At 37.4% G+C, this 17,066-nt stretch carries 21 protein-coding genes; 12 read left to right on the top strand and 9 right to left on the bottom strand.

Annotated elements, in window-relative coordinates; all coding sequences use genetic code 11:
- Window positions 1-20 precede the first annotated feature (20 nt).
- From IR135_RS02160 to IR135_RS02150, 3 genes are all read left to right on the top strand, one after another.
- Entirely contained in the window at window positions 21-389 is a 369-nt protein-coding gene (locus tag IR135_RS02160; protein ID WP_135096279.1) for a VOC family protein, read from the top strand.
- A 40-nt stretch (window positions 390-429) separates the two neighbouring features.
- Complete coding sequence (locus IR135_RS02155) at window positions 430-1,680, top strand: amidohydrolase family protein (protein ID WP_135096277.1); 1,251 nt, start codon at window positions 430-432, stop codon at window positions 1,678-1,680.
- A 307-nt stretch (window positions 1,681-1,987) separates the two neighbouring features.
- Window positions 1,988-3,139, top strand: coding sequence for an alcohol dehydrogenase catalytic domain-containing protein (locus tag IR135_RS02150; protein WP_135096275.1), 1,152 nt, complete (start codon window positions 1,988-1,990; stop codon window positions 3,137-3,139).
- 241 nt (window positions 3,140-3,380) lie between these two features.
- Here the strand turns inward: IR135_RS02150 and IR135_RS11715 are convergent, their stop codons facing one another.
- The 7 genes from IR135_RS11715 to IR135_RS02115 all read right to left on the bottom strand — a co-directional run bounded on the left by IR135_RS11715 (window position 3,381) and on the right by IR135_RS02115 (window position 7,967).
- The gene (locus IR135_RS11715) at window positions 3,381-3,758 is read right to left on the bottom strand and encodes an AI-2E family transporter (protein ID WP_318272229.1); all 378 of its coding nucleotides are present in this window, start codon (window positions 3,756-3,758) and stop codon (window positions 3,381-3,383) included.
- Between the two features lie 204 nt (window positions 3,759-3,962).
- Complete coding sequence (locus IR135_RS02140; RefSeq protein WP_135096273.1) at window positions 3,963-4,676, bottom strand: DUF5694 domain-containing protein; 714 nt, start codon at window positions 4,674-4,676, stop codon at window positions 3,963-3,965.
- A gap of 64 nt (window positions 4,677-4,740) precedes the next feature.
- Complete coding sequence (locus IR135_RS02135; protein ID WP_135096271.1) at window positions 4,741-5,997, bottom strand: S41 family peptidase; 1,257 nt, start codon at window positions 5,995-5,997, stop codon at window positions 4,741-4,743.
- Between the two features lie 209 nt (window positions 5,998-6,206).
- Entirely contained in the window at window positions 6,207-6,689 is a 483-nt protein-coding gene (locus IR135_RS02130; RefSeq protein ID WP_135096269.1) for a hypothetical protein, read from the bottom strand.
- Window positions 6,690-6,731: 42 nt separating this feature from the next.
- Window positions 6,732-7,178: an 8-oxo-dGTP diphosphatase gene (locus IR135_RS02125; protein WP_135096267.1), complete on the bottom strand. Its 447-nt coding sequence runs from the start codon at window positions 7,176-7,178 to the stop codon at window positions 6,732-6,734.
- Between the two features lie 34 nt (window positions 7,179-7,212).
- Window positions 7,213-7,380, bottom strand: coding sequence for a hypothetical protein (locus IR135_RS02120; RefSeq protein ID WP_167753338.1), 168 nt, complete (start codon window positions 7,378-7,380; stop codon window positions 7,213-7,215).
- Window positions 7,381-7,403: 23 nt separating this feature from the next.
- Complete coding sequence (locus IR135_RS02115; RefSeq protein WP_135096265.1) at window positions 7,404-7,967, bottom strand: shikimate kinase; 564 nt, start codon at window positions 7,965-7,967, stop codon at window positions 7,404-7,406.
- A gap of 113 nt (window positions 7,968-8,080) precedes the next feature.
- Here IR135_RS02115 and IR135_RS02110 point away from each other — a divergent pair, with 113 nt between their 5' ends.
- The 4 genes from IR135_RS02110 (at window position 8,081) to IR135_RS02095 (ending at window position 9,518) form a co-directional block, all read left to right on the top strand.
- On the top strand, window positions 8,081-8,278 hold the full coding sequence (locus IR135_RS02110; protein ID WP_135096263.1) for a hypothetical protein: 198 nt from the start codon (window positions 8,081-8,083) through the stop codon (window positions 8,276-8,278).
- 20 nt (window positions 8,279-8,298) lie between these two features.
- Window positions 8,299-8,751: a GNAT family N-acetyltransferase gene (locus IR135_RS02105; protein WP_135096261.1), complete on the top strand. Its 453-nt coding sequence runs from the start codon at window positions 8,299-8,301 to the stop codon at window positions 8,749-8,751.
- A 13-nt stretch (window positions 8,752-8,764) separates the two neighbouring features.
- Window positions 8,765-9,121, top strand: coding sequence for an ASCH domain-containing protein (locus tag IR135_RS02100; RefSeq protein ID WP_135096259.1), 357 nt, complete (start codon window positions 8,765-8,767; stop codon window positions 9,119-9,121).
- Window positions 9,122-9,200: 79 nt separating this feature from the next.
- The gene (locus IR135_RS02095) at window positions 9,201-9,518 is read left to right on the top strand and encodes a hypothetical protein (RefSeq protein ID WP_135096257.1); all 318 of its coding nucleotides are present in this window, start codon (window positions 9,201-9,203) and stop codon (window positions 9,516-9,518) included.
- A 613-nt stretch (window positions 9,519-10,131) separates the two neighbouring features.
- Here IR135_RS02095 and IR135_RS02090 read toward each other — a convergent pair.
- Entirely contained in the window at window positions 10,132-10,971 is an 840-nt protein-coding gene (locus tag IR135_RS02090) for an SDR family NAD(P)-dependent oxidoreductase (protein ID WP_135096253.1), read from the bottom strand.
- 176 nt (window positions 10,972-11,147) lie between these two features.
- Between IR135_RS02090 and IR135_RS02085 the strand changes: the two genes are divergently transcribed.
- Window positions 11,148-12,020, top strand: coding sequence for an AraC family transcriptional regulator (locus IR135_RS02085; protein WP_135096357.1), 873 nt, complete (start codon window positions 11,148-11,150; stop codon window positions 12,018-12,020).
- A gap of 18 nt (window positions 12,021-12,038) precedes the next feature.
- On the opposite strand, the gene IR135_RS02080 is transcribed toward IR135_RS02085, so the two are convergent.
- On the bottom strand, window positions 12,039-13,262 hold the full coding sequence (locus tag IR135_RS02080) for a CynX/NimT family MFS transporter (protein ID WP_135096251.1): 1,224 nt from the start codon (window positions 13,260-13,262) through the stop codon (window positions 12,039-12,041).
- Between the two features lie 124 nt (window positions 13,263-13,386).
- Here IR135_RS02080 and IR135_RS02075 point away from each other — a divergent pair, with 124 nt between their 5' ends.
- The 4 genes from IR135_RS02075 to iadA all read left to right on the top strand — a co-directional run bounded on the left by IR135_RS02075 (window position 13,387) and on the right by iadA (window position 17,058).
- Window positions 13,387-14,289, top strand: a complete 903-nt coding sequence (locus IR135_RS02075) for a LysR family transcriptional regulator (protein ID WP_135096249.1) — start codon at window positions 13,387-13,389, stop codon at window positions 14,287-14,289.
- Window positions 14,290-14,307: 18 nt separating this feature from the next.
- Entirely contained in the window at window positions 14,308-14,517 is a 210-nt protein-coding gene (locus tag IR135_RS02070) for a hypothetical protein (protein ID WP_135096247.1), read from the top strand.
- Between the two features lie 21 nt (window positions 14,518-14,538).
- Window positions 14,539-15,717 (top strand): MFS transporter, encoded by a 1,179-nt coding sequence (locus IR135_RS02065; protein WP_135096245.1) that lies wholly within the window; start codon window positions 14,539-14,541, stop codon window positions 15,715-15,717.
- A 192-nt stretch (window positions 15,718-15,909) separates the two neighbouring features.
- Complete coding sequence (gene iadA, locus IR135_RS02060; protein ID WP_135096243.1) at window positions 15,910-17,058, top strand: beta-aspartyl-peptidase; 1,149 nt, start codon at window positions 15,910-15,912, stop codon at window positions 17,056-17,058.
- Window positions 17,059-17,066: the final 8 nt, after the last annotated feature.

Genomic DNA, 17,066 nt, shown 5'->3' with positions numbered 1-17,066 from the left:
TGAAAATAGGAGTGGGTTAGATGGATTTTAAATTCTTAGGAATTGATCACATTCAATTAGCAGCACCTGCAGACTGCGAAAAAGAAGCAAGACAGTTTTTTGGAGATATTCTAAATCTTAAAGAAATACCTAAACCATCAAACCTAGCGAAAAGAGGCGGGGTATGGTTTGAACTTGGGAATCAGCAGCTGCATATTGGAGTACAAAAAGAATTTTCAGCTGCGAAAAAAGCACATCCTGCATTCGAAATTGAGAATATAGAAAATTTAAAATCTCAGCTGCAAAAGAAGGGGATAGATGTTATTGAAGATAATGAGTTGGAAAATGCTAATAGATTCTTCACATCAGACCCATTTGGTAACAGGCTGGAGTTTATAGAATGGCTATAGTTTAAAGCAACTTGCACTAAACAAAGGGGAGTGAGTCAGCTTGATAGAAATCAAAAATGTAAATTGGGTTAATCTTGAAGACAAAAAAATTGAAGTGAAAGATATCAGTATTCATTCAGAAGATAAGATTGAAATTGATGGCAGAGGTAAATTTCTAATGCCGGGTCTGGCAGATATGCATACTCATATTACACCGGCCAGTGCAAAGCATTATTTATACAGCGGGGTTACAACAGTGAGAAACACAGGCGGCAATTATGAACTGCTCAATATGATTGATGGTGTATCTCCTAAAGTATATGCGACTTACCGTTTTATAGACGGTGAACCGGGGTTATGGGGCCCCTCATCGTATGGAAATATTTCTACAAATAAGATCGATACCGCGCTAGCTGGTGTTGAAGAGCTGCATAAACAAGGTGCTAAATTCATCAAAGTATACGGCAATATTCAGGAAGATGTTTTAGAGGCAGTCGTCAAAAAGAGCAGTGAATTAAATTTGGAAGTTGCTGCTGACCTGTTACATACAAAATCTATTGATTCCCTGAAAGCCGCAGCTTACGGAGTAAAGTGGCTGGAACATGCATCGAGTATTGTTCACAGTCTCTACCCTGATTATAATACTCAAATTTCCACGGAAGAATTTGAGCGTATCAGCCAAAGCGAAGTGGATGAGCAGAGATTAACAGAAGTGTTGACTAACCTAAGAGAAAAAGAAGTGAAAATTGTACCGACTTTATCATTGTACAGACATCTGGCAGAAGGGCGGACTTTTAATCTACCAGAGATTGGCAAGTCGAAACAAATGAAACTGCTGGATGAGGACAAAGTGTTTACTGTAAATAATCAATTCAATGCGATTGAATCACGGATTAATGACGACTTTAGAATAAGGCAGAAATGGGAGTATCAACAAGTTAAAGCCATTACTGCAAAATATTTAGAAATTGGCGGAGAAGTGTATATCGGTACTGATGCACCTGCCGGCACATGGGTATACCCTGGCTTAAGCATGATAGAAGAACTGAATGAATTTAAATCTTTTAACTTAGATGCTTTTGACATACTGAAAAAAGCAACAGTAGAAGCGAAAGCAGTTACCGGAGAAGATGATAGTTATCTGCTTCTTAATGGAAATCCTATTGAACAGTTCGAAAATATACTGGATATCAACACAGTTTTCGTAGATGGAGAAAGTTTTAAACACTCGGAAATTGCAAATCATATTATAGAAGCAGAAGAAATGATAAGGATGTTTGAAGAAGTTGAGAAAAAGTATGAGATATTGTAGAAGCTAATATAAATTTCGGAGGAATTATTATGGGGATTAGAAACTTAAAGTAAGTTCGTTTGGCCTCATATTAAATAAAGTTTTTTTATCAGTGTCTAATTTATAGGCTCCATTTCATAATAGTCTCCTCTTTAATTTTATATAAAATAGGCCTTATTAAAACAAATGAAGATATTCTTATGAAGAGAATGAGTATGTATTCTCATACTAAGATGATTGATTCTATAAAAGATTTATGTTTATAAGACGTGGAAAGAGGTATATTTTAGCATGTATGTAAATAATATTTAGAATGGAGTGTTATTACATGAAAGCAGTCACTTATCAAGGACATAAGAAGATGAAGATGGAAGAAGTTGAAGATGCTAAGATTATTGAATCAACTGATGCAATTATAAAGATAACAGCATCTGGGATTTGTGGTTCAGATTTACATTTATATCATCAAGGTGACTTATTCATGGAACCTGGTTTTGTCATTGGACATGAACCGATGGGTATTGTTGAAGAGGTAGGAAAAGATGTAAAAAAACTAAAGAAAGGGGATCGTGTGGTAATACCTTTTAATATTGGGTGTGGGGACTGTTTCTACTGCAATAACGACATGGAATCTCAGTGTGACAATTCTAATGAAACACCAGCGAACTGGAAGTTAGATAATGGTGGACTATTCGGTTTTGGTAACCTTCATGGTAATCACTGGGGAGGACAGGCAGAATACTTAAGAGTACCTCATGCTGACTTTTCCTCATTTAAGGTTCCTGATAACAATCTAAAAGACGAGCAAGTTTTATTCTTATCAGACGTTGTACCTACTGCTTACTGGAGTGTAGAACACTCAGGCGTTAAACCGGGAGATACAGTCATTGTATTAGGTTGTGGCCCTATCGGTTTAATGGCGCAGAAGTTTGCGAAACAAAAAGGTGCAGAGAGAGTGATTGCGATTGACAATGTACAGCATCGTCTCAATCACGCCAAAAAGTACAATGGTGCTGAAGTGTATAACTTTGATGAAGAACAAGAAATAGGTAAACTTCTTAAAGAAAAAACTCGAGGCGGCGCAGATGTTGTTATTGATTGTGTAGGAATGGATGGACAGCAATCGAGTCCAGAACGGGAGCTATCTGAGAATTCTCAACAACGTGGAACAATAAGTCCTATACTTACCGCTACTGAATCAGTAAGAAAGTTTGGGACAATACAGCTTACTGGTATCTATGGATCACCTGCTGATAATTTCCCTCTAGATTTAATATTTAACCGTGATATTAAAATAACAAGTGGACAGGCCCCTGTTATTCATTTAATGCCTAAACTTTACGAGATGATTAAAGATGAAGTATTTGATCCTACAGAAATTCTTACACATACTTTCCCGCTTGAAGAGGCAGACGAAGCTTACAAAGTATTTGATGAGAAGAAGGATAACAACATCAAGGTTATATTTAAACCAGAATAGAGTATAAAAACTTTTGTTCCCTGATATTAAATTATTGGATAATATTATAGGAGGTAGTTTCTCTCATTAAAAAATAAAAGAAGTATCATGAGCACTAAAGTGAAACCCGTGTCAAGGACACTTTAAAAAAAGCGCTTGTATTTTTTAATGACACCGCTCTGCCAGTTCTCAGGAGAGAAGGAGAAATGACAATCACCCACGCTCGATATCGAGCGTGGGTGATTGTCATTTAAGCTGTTATTCATTCTTGGTTCACAGGTGCCTTCAGATGGTGGGCTAAGGGATATATGCCTGAGATGTTACCTGCAGCCAATATTAAAGTAATAACTGTCAGCGGGTGCACGCTGAGTGCATTACCCATAACATTAGGCGTAATTAAGTTACCGTCAATTTGCTGCGCGTAAAGCATAATAATTGCTACATACACCACCGTTAATGGATTCTGGAACAGGGCATCAATGATGGCCGGCGTTACAGTAATATATGGTCCTAAGAAGGGAATTACATCGGTAACAACTCCGATTAAGGCTAATAATAACGCATAGTCAAGCCCGATGATTAAGTAACCAATCAGAAGCATAATACCAACGATTAAGCTGACAAATAATTGACCGACAATGTATGACTTCAGAGTATAATCTACATCGCCCAGTGTTTTAAGAACTCAATTTTTCTTATCTCCAGGGAAGAACTGTGAAACAAAGGTACGAACTTTTTACGGTCAATCAGTATATAAATCAAGAAGAACGGTACGAGCACAAGCGCAATCACACCTGAGAACAGACTCATAAGGAAATTATAAATTTTAAGTTATTTCAATGATTTAAGCTTCATTATTAAACTCCATCCATTCATAAAAAGTCATTACATTAAATGCATTAGAAGACTCAAGCCTTTGTTTTAAAATATACACGTGGTCAGAGCCGACAATAACGATTACTTTATCAGTATCATCTAAATTCTCGGTTATATTGTTTACCATAATCATATTTCTTTTATACCACCAAGAGAGCCAGGGTATGGAAGCTTTCCAATCCTCTCCAAGCATCATCATATGACCATAAAGCTCTTCATCACGTTTATAATTCACTGGTTTGTTAAGTTCAAGAGTCATTTGGTAAGCGTCATTTAATTCTCTGAGATTGAAGTGGAAAGATTGAGAATCTTCAATTCGCTGAATAAAAGGTTCATCATTTTCTTTTGCCCATTCGTAAGCGCTGCTCAAATCAGTTGAATCATCGCTATCTCCCATCCAATCGATTGCCAGAATTGACTTTAGACTTAAGTGTTTACCGATATAAAAACCTAAATCATAAGATTCATTTTTATAAAACATAGAAGGGTCGTAATGACTATAGTATTCGTCAACTGTATCTTGTATATCTTTCTCCAGTTCAATACATACACGAGAAGGCTGAAAATCAATTAGATATTTTCTCAGAGTTTCAAGACTGTTTAAAAATGCTTCATTTGGCTCGCTGCTGCTGAAATTTTCACGATAATGCTGACTTCCTACAATCATAATTTGTGGTTTCATAGTTCGTACTCCTTTAAATATCTAATTATCTACATCTCAGACTTAATCTGGGTTACAGATTAACTTATTTTGTTCCAAGGAAGTTTAAAGCAGTCTTCAGATCTATATCTGAAAATAAATGTTCAGGGCTCCATTCAACATAGATATCCGGTTCTATTCCCGTATCTTTCTCTCCCTTATCAAGATATTCCATTCTTGACGTAGGATAATATAAAGAGAATACATCATTCCAGTCTTTATTTATTAGATTAGAATAATCATTTAAACCGGCTGTAGCTCTGCCTATAACTGTTACTTTCTGAGACCTGCCTGCTAAATCTACAAAAATATCACCCGCACTGCCGCAGTATACATCAGATAATACAACTATATTCTTCGGGAATTCTGAGCCTTCAACTTCAAAATCTCCACCGTTGTCTAATGAAACAAATCCTTTACCGGTATTGCTTTCAAAAAAGTTAATCATGTCTTTTAAAGATTGTTTGTAAGATTCATTACTGGTTTCTTGATACAAGGAACGAAGACCGTTAATCTGCAGATTTGCTGTTCTTTCTGTAATGTTAAAGTTCATTTTATAATTATCGAGGCTAACAGATGTTTTACCAGCGGGAAACAGGTGTTGCAGTAATTGATGGAAACTTGCATCACTGCCGCCTCTGTTTTTTCGTACATCAATAATCAAATTTTTTAAATTTTTCATGACTAAATCATGGTCTTTTAAAACTTTTTCAATAGATTCAGAAGAAAAGAAATCTGTTAATGTCATCAGTAATGTATGGCTGTTTAATCTTTCAGCATGATGAAGCGGATTGTATATCTCTTTCTCATAAAGAGACAAATTTAACACAGTGTTCTCATTATTATTCTTTTCAATCAATGCTTTATTGTACTTTTCAATAACTCTCTCCCATCTTTGGCGTTCCGGTGCTTCTTTCATTAGTTCTTTTATATGTTTTTGTTCCAGCTCATTTACAGATAAGCCATCCAAAGCAATTATTTTATCGCCTGTATCAATGTTTGTTTCTTTCGTCGTTTCTGTAACATATAAAGCATCTTTAAACCGTCTTACTTTAAAACCAATATCTCGGTTTGTACTTGAACTTTCATCTTTTGAGATAAAAAACATATGCGGATCTTTAAAATCAAGAAGGTAATCGTTAACAATTTTGATAAAGGTATAATCATCTAAGTGCCCTTGTTGATTTAACTGTAAAATACTTTCGCGATATGTATCCGGTGAGTCCCATCCTTTTTTATCCTGATGACCCGCATAATCATTCTCCATAATGTCGACCACTTCATTAAAGATATCTATATACATACTTTCTATCCCCTTAGTTCACTTATTTATTACTGTATATGATTTAAGTATATCTTTTTTACATTCTTTGTAAACGCTTACTGACTGCAGTGATGAATAAACCAAACATTATGAATAAATGTATCTTACAAAAAGACTCAGACCAGTTTCATCGGTCTGAGTCTCAATATTTACATATGCTAGACAAGTTACTATAACAATAAAAATTTCTAGAGTGTTCTTTTTTCTTTAAATGAAGTCCTGGCCCAAATTGCTATTATAAGTGGAGGAACAACGCATAAGACAAGTAAAATTATAGCTGAAGTTTCAAACAGCCTAGCATTTAACTCTAATGTATTTCTTAAGAATGCTTCGTTTATACACATTAAACCAACAAACGATAATGTCTGAATTGATATCAGCATCATGTTCATAGCGTTATACTGTGAAACTTTATTTTCTTCTGTCAGATTTATATAATTAAATTTTTTTCTAATAGATCTTAAAAACTGAAGAAAAATCCATAAAATAACCGTTAAGACAGGTAAGAGAAATAACAATAATTTCGAGCCGGTCTGATTTGGGTTTTCACCTGAATACATTAAGGATATGCTGCTTGGTATGTTATCCCAGACAGAAATTAAATGTGATAAGTGTGCTCCTAATATAACAAAACAAAGTAGAGGACTGAATATTGATAAAAATAATTTCATTTTTAGTATGCTCCTGATTCATGATGTATTTAAATATTTCTCTTATTTAATATGTACATTCCACGAATCATCATAGTAAAACTCCGACAAGGTATCTGAATCCATCACCCGGAACATCTCATCAAAATCATTCGCCAGATGATAGGTACCAAGCTGATATTTATCAATCCACAAAACTTCGCCTTCTTCAGAAGAACGCAGATTTCCAGAAAACTGATTTGTTTTATACATCAGCACAATGTATCTTTCATCGTCCTCAGTCTGAAATTGCTTCGTACCGCAAATTTGAGGATTTTTAATCACCAGACCTGTTTCTTCAAACACCTCACGGATAACCGAATCTACGAAAGACTCATTCTTTTCAACTTTTCCACCGGGGAAAGTAACACCTGGCCAATTACTGCTGACACGATCCTGTATTAATATTTGACCCTTATCATTTTCTATCATACACATATTTGTGATTATCGTTTTTTCTGCTCTCGACATGGTGACCTCCGTTATCTGTGAATAACATTTTTCATTACATCATATTTAAAATATATTTCGTACCCCAAAACACTATTGTAAATACAACTACAAAAATAAACACTCTGCTCCAGGGCATGCGTTTATCATCCCGGTTTAGAAAGTTTACAAAAATTGAAACTGCTGTAGTGACAGCAAGCATAAGAAAAAACTCAAGTACCATACTTTAAACTCCTTATTTGTCTGTTAGGTTTCATTAATCCAGTCAACAATTAATTTACTCGATTCATCAACTGATAAATCAGTTACTTCAAGTCTCAGATATTTATCTTCCTGAATTTCATTATCATATGAATTCAGTCTGTGCTTTTCAGCCGACTTCGTCAACTCAGCATGAGAAAACTCAACATTTCTTTTAGAAGGTTTCTTTTCCAACCTGTACTCAGTCGTATTTCTTCTGATCCGTTCTTCAAGATCAGCTGCGAGTTCCACAAAATAAATATCATGAGATTCCTTATTAAAGATTTTCTTAATCGTGCTTATATAATCCCAATCCTCCTGCATATCAAAGGCCCATACAAAGGTAAAGATTATTCCTGGATGCAAGTCATCTTCGGCAATATGTTCAAAAATTCCCATCCGGATTTGATCTGACAATCTGAACGTATTCTTATTCCAGCCAATATACGGCCAAATCGCATCGAGTGTCACATGATTGTGCAAGAGCGGCAGATTAAACGCTGTACCGACCTTTTCGCCTATAGTCATCTTGCCGACAGCCTGCGGGCCAAATATCAATATTATCTTCATAAGTATATCCCCCTGACACGTGTGTTATTAGGAGTTTACCATATATAAAATGTGATAAGATAAGTATAAATACATAAATAGAGAAGAGTGTAATAACGAAGGGGATAAGGGATATGAATAATGGGACGGTTATTATTTTATATGTACTGCTCACGCTCAACACATTACGTTACGGCACTTACATTCTGGAAGGCAATTCAAGCACATACTACATTGCGATGTTCAGTTTGAATATATTGGCATTGCTATTCACGATTGTTTACAGAAACATTAAATCAAAGAAAAAATCAGAAACGAAAATTGCGGAATAATGCTTTAAAGGGGATAAGGCATGGAAACGAGATTACTGAAGAAAAATCAACAGCCGCCGATGGAATTACTGCTGACAGCTGACCCATCCGAGCAACTTGTGAAAGAATATTTGGATAGAGGACAATGTTATACAGCAGAAATTGAAAATCACACAGCCGGTGTGTACGTATTGCTTGAAACGAATGATGACACTATTGAACTCATAAATATCGCAGTCGATGAACAATACCAGGGTGGTGGAATAGGCAAAGCCCTTGTTAAAGATGCGATCCAAAAATCGGCAGGTATGGGTTACAAAAAGATTGAAGTAGGCACCGGTAATTCAAGCATCGGCCAGCTTGCCTTATATCAAAAATGCGGGTTTAGAATTTCAGATATTGATAAGGACTTTTTTATAAGAAACTATGAAGAAGATATTTTTGAGAACGGAATACATTGCAGAGATATGATACGTTTGTCTCAAATATTATAAGGGGATTAAGAGAATGAGTGGACTTGTTCATAGAATGGGCTTATATAAAGAATACTTTAATTCGATTCGAAATGGCATGAAAAAAGTTGAGGTCCGTTTAAATGATGAGAAGAGAAGAAAAATAAATATCGGCGATTTTATTGAATTTGTTGATGTAAATAATCCTGCTGAAAAATTAAGAGTTAAAGTAACAAGATTAAGAAAGTATAAGAATTTTAAAGATATGTATAGTGATATTCCATTGGCTGACTTTGACTGTAAAGATTGGTCAATGCAAGAAGTGATTGACGGGACTTATGAAATATATACAAAGGAGCAAGAAAGAGAATGGGGAACTTTAGCGATTAACATAGAAAAACATGAAGAGTAGTGATTAAATAATGATTAATTTCTTTATTTTTCAATTTATTTAAATTCATCATAGAAAATCAATCATAAGGGAGAAAAATATGGAAATATTAATTGCAGCATTTATATTTTACTTTGTTATCAAGTATGCAGTCAGGAATGCAATAATAGAAGCAAAAGTTAAAGAGGCAGAATTAAGTCTGCAAGTCAGCATTAACGAACTATTCGAAAGAATAACAAGCATCGGCTATGAAATTATCGCAAATACAGATTCCAAAGAAAAGAAAGAACAAGCGAGATTCATTAATGAAGATTGTTATAGAATCTCAATGTCTAATGAAACTAACGAAGAAAAGTATACACAACTTAAAATTAAAGAAAACGAAATGAATATGTTAAGGAGCGAGGATAGGATATGAATCAATCAAAAGATCCTGAATATATTGATCCCGCCAAGTTACGCTCTAAGAACAAGAGACAGCTTGCAGAGCCTATGAGTAAGACTGATACAGCATTCGGACTATTAGAGATAGTATTATATATTCCTCGTTTGATTATGCAGTTGCTCAGATGGATATTCAATTAAAGAATGAATAAAGCTAAAAAATGATACAGATTTCTTAAGCAGAAGATTTTTGTGTCGTTTTTTTATTTACTTTAAATTTGACATACAAATTATATAATTTTCCGGACTGTCGAATCATGACCTCAATTTAAAATTAAAGAAATAAGATAGGTTTGTTAAGGAGTGAGAAGAACGGTATATGAAAAAAATTCATGAAACACTATATAAGACACCTGAGATGATAAAATTATTTATTGTTTTCTGTTTATTTATCTACTTTCTTATGGATATAGTACCGGCACGTGAAAGTATGATGGAGATTATTGGCTATTCAATTCTTAGCGGGCTTGGGATTGGCCTTCTGACGACGATTTATATGAAACCAAAAAGTAAGAAGAAAGATAAGTAAAAGTACCTAACAGCATGAAGAAGGTACAGGTATCTTTGTCTGCACCTTCTCCAGTATTTTAAAGGTGAGTCAGGTTCAGCACATCTAATGTCGCTGTAATAAGAGATGTTCTTGCATCTATGTCATTCCCGTGTTTTTGCACTTTAAGAATTTTACCATTATGCATATATTTACCGTTGTATTTTTCAGGGAACTGCACAGCCATTACTGTCGAAAAACTACCTTCTTCCGCAGTAAGGAAAAACGGTGTCAGTACTTTGTAGACCAGGTTGCCGAATCGTTCATTTTTCGGTGTTTTTCCTAAGTTAGTCGATACTGCCCCTGGATGTACAGCTGTCGTTTTCAGTCCCTCTTCATGATACGAATCGTACAGGGTTTGCATCAGGTACAAAGTGCCCAGTTTCGACTGGCCGTAGTTCGTCACGGGGTTAAATTTTCTTCGTTTAAAGTAGGGTGCCTTTAGCGGTGCGAATTTATATCCATTCGATGAAACGACAACAATCTGTTTTGTTTCGCTGTCAAGGACAAGCGGCAGCAGCAGGTGTGTCAAATAAAAATGACCGATATAATTTGTCCCCATCATCATTTCAAAACCATCTTTCGTTTCCTGCTTCGTTAAAGAAACTACGCCCGCATTTAAAATTAAACAATCTATTGAATCGTACTTTTCTTTCATTTTATTTGCTGCAGCTTCTATTGATGACAGCTCACTCAAATCGCAGTGAATTACATCTATCTGAACAGGTGATTTTGTTTCTATTTCCTGTTTTAATACTTCTCCTTTATTTAAATTACGGACAAGAAGAACGATTCGGTCGAATTGATCAGCTAATTCCAAGGCAGTCGCTCTCCCGATGCCTGATGTTGATCCTGTAATTACCATTATATTTTCGCTCATTTAATCACCCTCTGCTGTAAGTTTAAGTAATAACTCAATACCCTTACAATAAATATAAACACACTTATATAAAAATTAATAATCATATAATGCTGACCGATATAATTCACTATGAAAATATCGAGAGAATTTTTTGGCAACTCTGTAGTATGTAATTTGAAAGGACGGTGGAAATGATGATTAAAACTTTAAATGATGTTATTAATTTTATTGAAGATAACCTTGCCAATGATATTAAATTAGAAGATGTCGCAGCATATACAGGGGAATCTGACTATCACTTCAGAAAAGTGTTTCAGTATATCAGCGGCATACCGCTCAGTGAATATATTAAAAACAGGAAATTAGCTGTGGCAAATCAGGATTTGGTGAATGGCTGCAGTGTTACAGATACTGCTTTTAAATACGGCTATCAATCAGTGGACGGCTTCACCAGAGCTTTCAAAACATGGAGCGGCTATTTGCCGTCTGAAATTAAGAAGACAAAGATTCACCTAACCTACCCTAAACTTTCATTTTATATCGATGTCAGAGGAGGAGAAAATATGGAAGTACGTATAAAAGAAATGCCTGCATTTACGATTGCCGGAGTGAGCAGAAGAGTACCGATGCAGTTTGAAGGGGTTAACAATGAGATTATGGAACTTGCTAAAAGTATTACTGCAGAAGAGAGAGAAGAAATGCACAGACTGCAGAACCTTGAGCCTGAGCAGATTATTAATGCATCGTATGATGCAGATGAGAAATTTTTGAAAGACGAGGGGAGTTTAACGCACATGATTGGTGTGCTGACGACTAAAGAGAATATCAGTCCAGTGCTCGATACGGTTAGTGTAGATGCACACACTTGGGCAGTATTTCCCAATGAAGGTCCATTCCCGGAAACAATGCAGCAGACGACGGCCCGCACGTATTCAGAATGGCTGCCCTCATCAAATTATGAATTAGTTGAAGCACCAGGTTTTTCATTTACAATTATGGATGCTGAAAGAGAAGATTACGCCTACAGTGAAATTTGGATGCCCGTAAGAAAAGTAAAAATGCAGTAACTAAAAAAACCTTCTGACTTAATTGTCAGAAGGTTTTACTATATAGTCATCATAATTTTTCTCTTTTTTATTGCCGATGATTGTAATCAGGATAAAGGCAGAGGCATAGATTGCCAGCAGTATTGACATCGTATAATTATGGTTCTGTGTTCCATCGTATATAAAGCCGATTACAAACGGGAACAGGCCGCCGAGAATACAGCCCCCGGTCTGCATCATAGCCGTCCATGAGTTAGCTCCGTCTGCTGTTACAGTTTCATCGAGCGGCAGCATCAGTGCTGCAGAGTACAATCCGCCAAGCGGAATACCCATCATAAAGGCGCCGATCCACATCAAGGTGTGGTCTCCGGTCCAGAACAAGAGGGTTGCGATAGTTCCTGATACGAGAATGAAGTAAATCCAGTTTCTGCGTGCCGGATATTTCTCCATCATTATCGGCAGCAGCAGGTTGAAGATAACCTGTACAGACATCACTGCACTTAAGAGCATACCGCCCTGAATCATCGTCATACCGTTTTCCACTGACATCGGAACAAGCCATGTAATCGTTGAGAAATAGAGAGCCGCCTGCAGTGCGTAGAACAGCATGAACAGATACGGTGTAAACTGTTTCCAAGGAGAAGGGAAGTTGTACTTCACTTCAGAAATATTTTGTTTAGGCAGTTTGCTGTTGGCGCCTGTTTTCAAGACAAAGGCAACAACCAGTACTCCGAATAAACCAAACACTGCCCAGATCGCGAGGGCAAACATGTAAGAGTCTGAAACTTCAAAGAAAATGCCTGTAAGAGCTGCACTGGCAGCGGATCCCATACTCATAAAGAAAGTTGAAATACCAATTGCAATCGCCGCGTGCCCCGGGAAATATTTCTTAATAACGGCAGACATAGTCGGCCCGAGTACTGCAATAGCAAGACCGATTAAAAAGGCAGTAATTAAGAGTGTTGAGAAGCCCGGCAGAAATCCGCGGACCGCAGTAGCAAGACCGAGCACTGCCAGCATAAGTATCAAAGTAAATTTAGAACCGTATTTTTTATTCAGTACAGTGGCTAGTGACGCAAAAATTCCCATACAAAGAACGGGAACAGTAGTAAGAAGACTGGCTTGTGCATTGGACAGTGACAAGGAAGTGCGAATCGTACCCATTAAAGGACCGACTGATGTAATGCCGAGACGGAGGTTTAGTGAAATGGCAGCAATGACAAAAAGCAGCAGAAAAGTATTTCTATTATAAATTTTACCCAATTCTTATCCTCCCGAATTTCATATTATTCATATAGTAATACTTATGATACCATTAGACATGATATACATAAAATATTAATTAAATTACTTAAAATAACTTTTTTCATATACTTGAGGTGAATTTATGGACATTCGGCAATTACGGTATTTTATCGTTATCGCAGAAGAGAAACAGATATCAGCAGCAGCGAAGAAGCTTTATATGTCGCAGCCGCCGCTCAGCCAGCAGCTGAAAAATATGGAAGCATCGCTCGGTGAACAACTGTTTGAACGGAGCGGCAAATTTTTAGAGCTGACCGAAGCGGGTAAAACTTTGTATAAATACGCACTTCAAATTACACAGATGATGGAAGAGGCTAAAAATGAAGTTGCAGATGTCGGTGGAGGAATAGACGGCAGGCTTGCAGTTGGTATTAATACTTTTTCCTTAGGCAATTTAAATGAGGTGTTTCATCAGTATAGAAGCATGTATCCAAAAATAAAATATAAAATACAGCAGAATGAATCGTCCCTGCTCTGCTATCTTTTGAAGCAGCGGGAAATAGAAATGGCAATCGTCCGTCTGCCGCTTGAAATAGATGAATTTACACTGCAGCATCTGCACAGTGAACCGTTTTACGTCATCACTTCCAAAGAGAAAAAACTGTTTACAGGAGATGCGACACTCGAGGAAGTAAGCCGCTATCCGCTCGTCCTGCCGAGTATCGAAGGACTGGGTGTGTATTATTCAATCCATGAAGCATTTTCCAAAGCTAAAATACAGCCGGAAATTATTGCGGAGTTTTCCGATCTGAAGCTGATGATGGAGCTCGTGTCCACTGATTTTGGGATATCCATTGTGCCGGAATCCCTCCTTCATCTTTACAAGGAATATCCTGTGCATATTCACAAAATCGCAGATTCCGAACAGCTATCGGGTGATATCGGTTTAATCTGGCTGAAGGATCATCGTCTGTCTAAAGCAGCTCAGAATTTTATTGATGTGCTGGCTGCAAACATCGATAAGGGAGATATCGGACTGATATAATATAAGCGGGGTGGTTTTATGAAGCAGAAAAATATAAATGTTTTAGCCGGAATAATTTCCAGGCTGACCGGAAGAAAAGAAAAAGAGTATATGGATAGTCTCAGTCAGGAAAAGCTCGAGAGAAATATACAAGCAGCTAAAGACAGGCTGGAAGAAGGTAATCTGTCTGTATGTCAAAAACAGGAGTATGAAAAAACGCTCAGGCATCTGGAGAAATACCGAAAATAAAGAAGAAACGAAGGGGATACAGTGTTTAAATCAGCCAATAGAAAAACATACTCTATGGCAGCAGGTCACTTATTTTGTGATATGAATTCAGGCATTCTGCCGGCCCTGCTGCCTTTTTTAATTTTTGCTTATGATTTTACATATACAGCGGCAGCAGCCCTCATATTTGCAGCAAATATCGTCTCATCAGTCTCTCAGCCTTTTATCGGTATATATTCAGATATTATATCTAAAAAATGGATGGTGCCTTTAGGCTTAATCCTCGGCAGCTCAGGGCTTGCGGTTATTGGTTTTTTAGATAACTACTGGGCCATTTTTGCTGCCATTATGGTCAGCGGGCTTGGAACAGCACTGTTTCATCCGGAAGCAGCAAAGACCGTGACTTTGAATGCGGGGAAAAACAAAGCATCGGATATGAGCATATTTTCTTTGGGCGGGACTTTGGGCTTTGCCCTCGGACCAATTGTCGCTACTGTCACGCTCATGCTGTGGGACTTGCAGGGTTTGATAATTTTAATTATCCCGTCGCTGATTATGAGTTTGATTATTTGGAAAGTCACCAGTGAACCGGCGGGACAAAAAGCACCCGTTTCTTCTGCAGCCACAGCTCAGGAACTTCCGAAAGACCAGTGGAAACCATTCTCGCTTCTAAGCGTTGTGCTGATTATGCGATCCATTGTCTTTATAAGTTTGAATACCTTTATTCCGCTGTTCTGGATTACGATTATTCTTCAGTCCAATGAATCGGGGAATATACTCTTAAGTATCTTCCTGATCTCGACATCAGCGGGTACACTCTTTGGAGGCAGAATCGCAGACAGTTTAGGTTACTTAAAAGTAATCCGCTACAGCTTTATAGCAGTTGTGCCGGTTCTGTTCATCCTTTCGGTTACAGAATCGTTCGCACTCTCGGCACTGATGATAATCGCAGCAGGATTTCTAATTTTTATGCCGTACAGTTCACTCGTTGTGCTGGGGCAGCAGTATCTGCCGAACAGAGTCGGTCTGGCATCAGGTGTCACTCTCGGTTTATCGGTCAGCGCAGGAGGAGTCTTTGCACCGGTTTTAGGTAAAATCGCAGATATATACGGTGTATCGACAGTCATGACGATTATCTTTGTTATTGCGGTCATCGCTTTAATATTTACTCTGATGCTGTCACGGATGCATAAGCAGTTAAAACTAAGTGCTTCTTATTAAAAATGTAAGAGGCCGGACTTTGAATCTATAAGAAGAAATGCCATTCTGCATAAATAAGTAATTCAAGAAGTTCCTGTTGGTTTTCACCAAACAGGAACTTTTTATATTTTGTTGACTATCTACAATTACAGATTTAGTATAGGACTATGTTTTTAAAATTTTCTAATTATTCATACTAAAAAGGATGGTTTTATGATTACTTTAATTAAAAATGCAGAGCTTTATGCTCCGGATTTTATCGGCAAGCAGTCAGTCTTAGTGATTAACGGTAAAATTTCAAAAATTGGAGATGTCGATGAAGACGCAGTATCCAGCCTCGGGATTGATTATAAAATCATTGATGCCGAAGGTGCTCTTGTCACACCGGGTTTTATCGATCCTCATGTACATTTTCTTGGAGGCGGGGGTGAGGGTGGATTTGCGACCCGCACACCGGAAATTCAAATCAGTGATTTAATTCAGTCGGGTATTACTTCAGCGGCCGGCTTAATCGGAACAGACGGGACTACGCGGCATTTAACTTCTCTCCTTGCTAAAGCTCGTGGTTTGGAAATCGAAGGGATTTCTACATATATTTATACTGGTAATTATGATGTGCCGACACTGACTTTTACTGACAATGTAAAAGATGACGCAATTTTAATCGACAAAGTAATCGGCACTGCTGAAATTGCAATATCTGATTCGAGATCCGGCCAGCCAAGTGTGCATGAACTTGCAAAAATTGTCGGTCAAACCAGAGTGGGTGGTATGTTAAGCGGCAAGGCGGGAATTACCCACTTCCATACAGGTCCCGGCAAAGGTTATTTATCAATACTTCACCAGCTGCTGGATGAATACGAACTGCCCGCATCGAATCTCCATGTGACTCATATAACTAGAAGCAGGGAATTATTTGATGATGCCATCAAACTGGCAGCAAGAGGCGCCTTTGTCGATATTACCGCTGATGATACGACTTACGAATGGATCTCCTATTATAAAAAGAATCAGGGTGATTTAAGTAAGCTGACTATATCTTCGGATGGCAACGGCAGTCTGCCTAAATTTAATGAAGAAGGAAAACTGATCGGCTTCGGAGTCGCCAGTACGCGCAGCCTATTTAATCAGGTTATTGAAACGATTAGAGCGGGAGAATTATCTTTGGAAGAAGCTCTAAGACTAGTGACAGCCAATACTGCAGAAGCCCTGAAACTCGAAGGCAAAGGTGTGATTCAAGTAGGAAGTGACGCTGACTTATTAGTGCTGTCGAAAGATACCTTCGAAATTGAACATGTATTTGCGAAAGGAAAGCATATGATTGAGAGCGGCAATTTACTCGTAAAAGGGACTTTTGAATAAGGGAGCGC

This window comes from Jeotgalicoccus nanhaiensis (genome assembly GCF_015235105.1).
Classification (GTDB): domain Bacteria; phylum Bacillota; class Bacilli; order Staphylococcales; family Salinicoccaceae; genus Jeotgalicoccus; species Jeotgalicoccus nanhaiensis.
The sequence above is the reverse complement of the archived record's forward strand: the minus strand, read 5'-3'. Positions and strand labels throughout refer to the sequence as shown.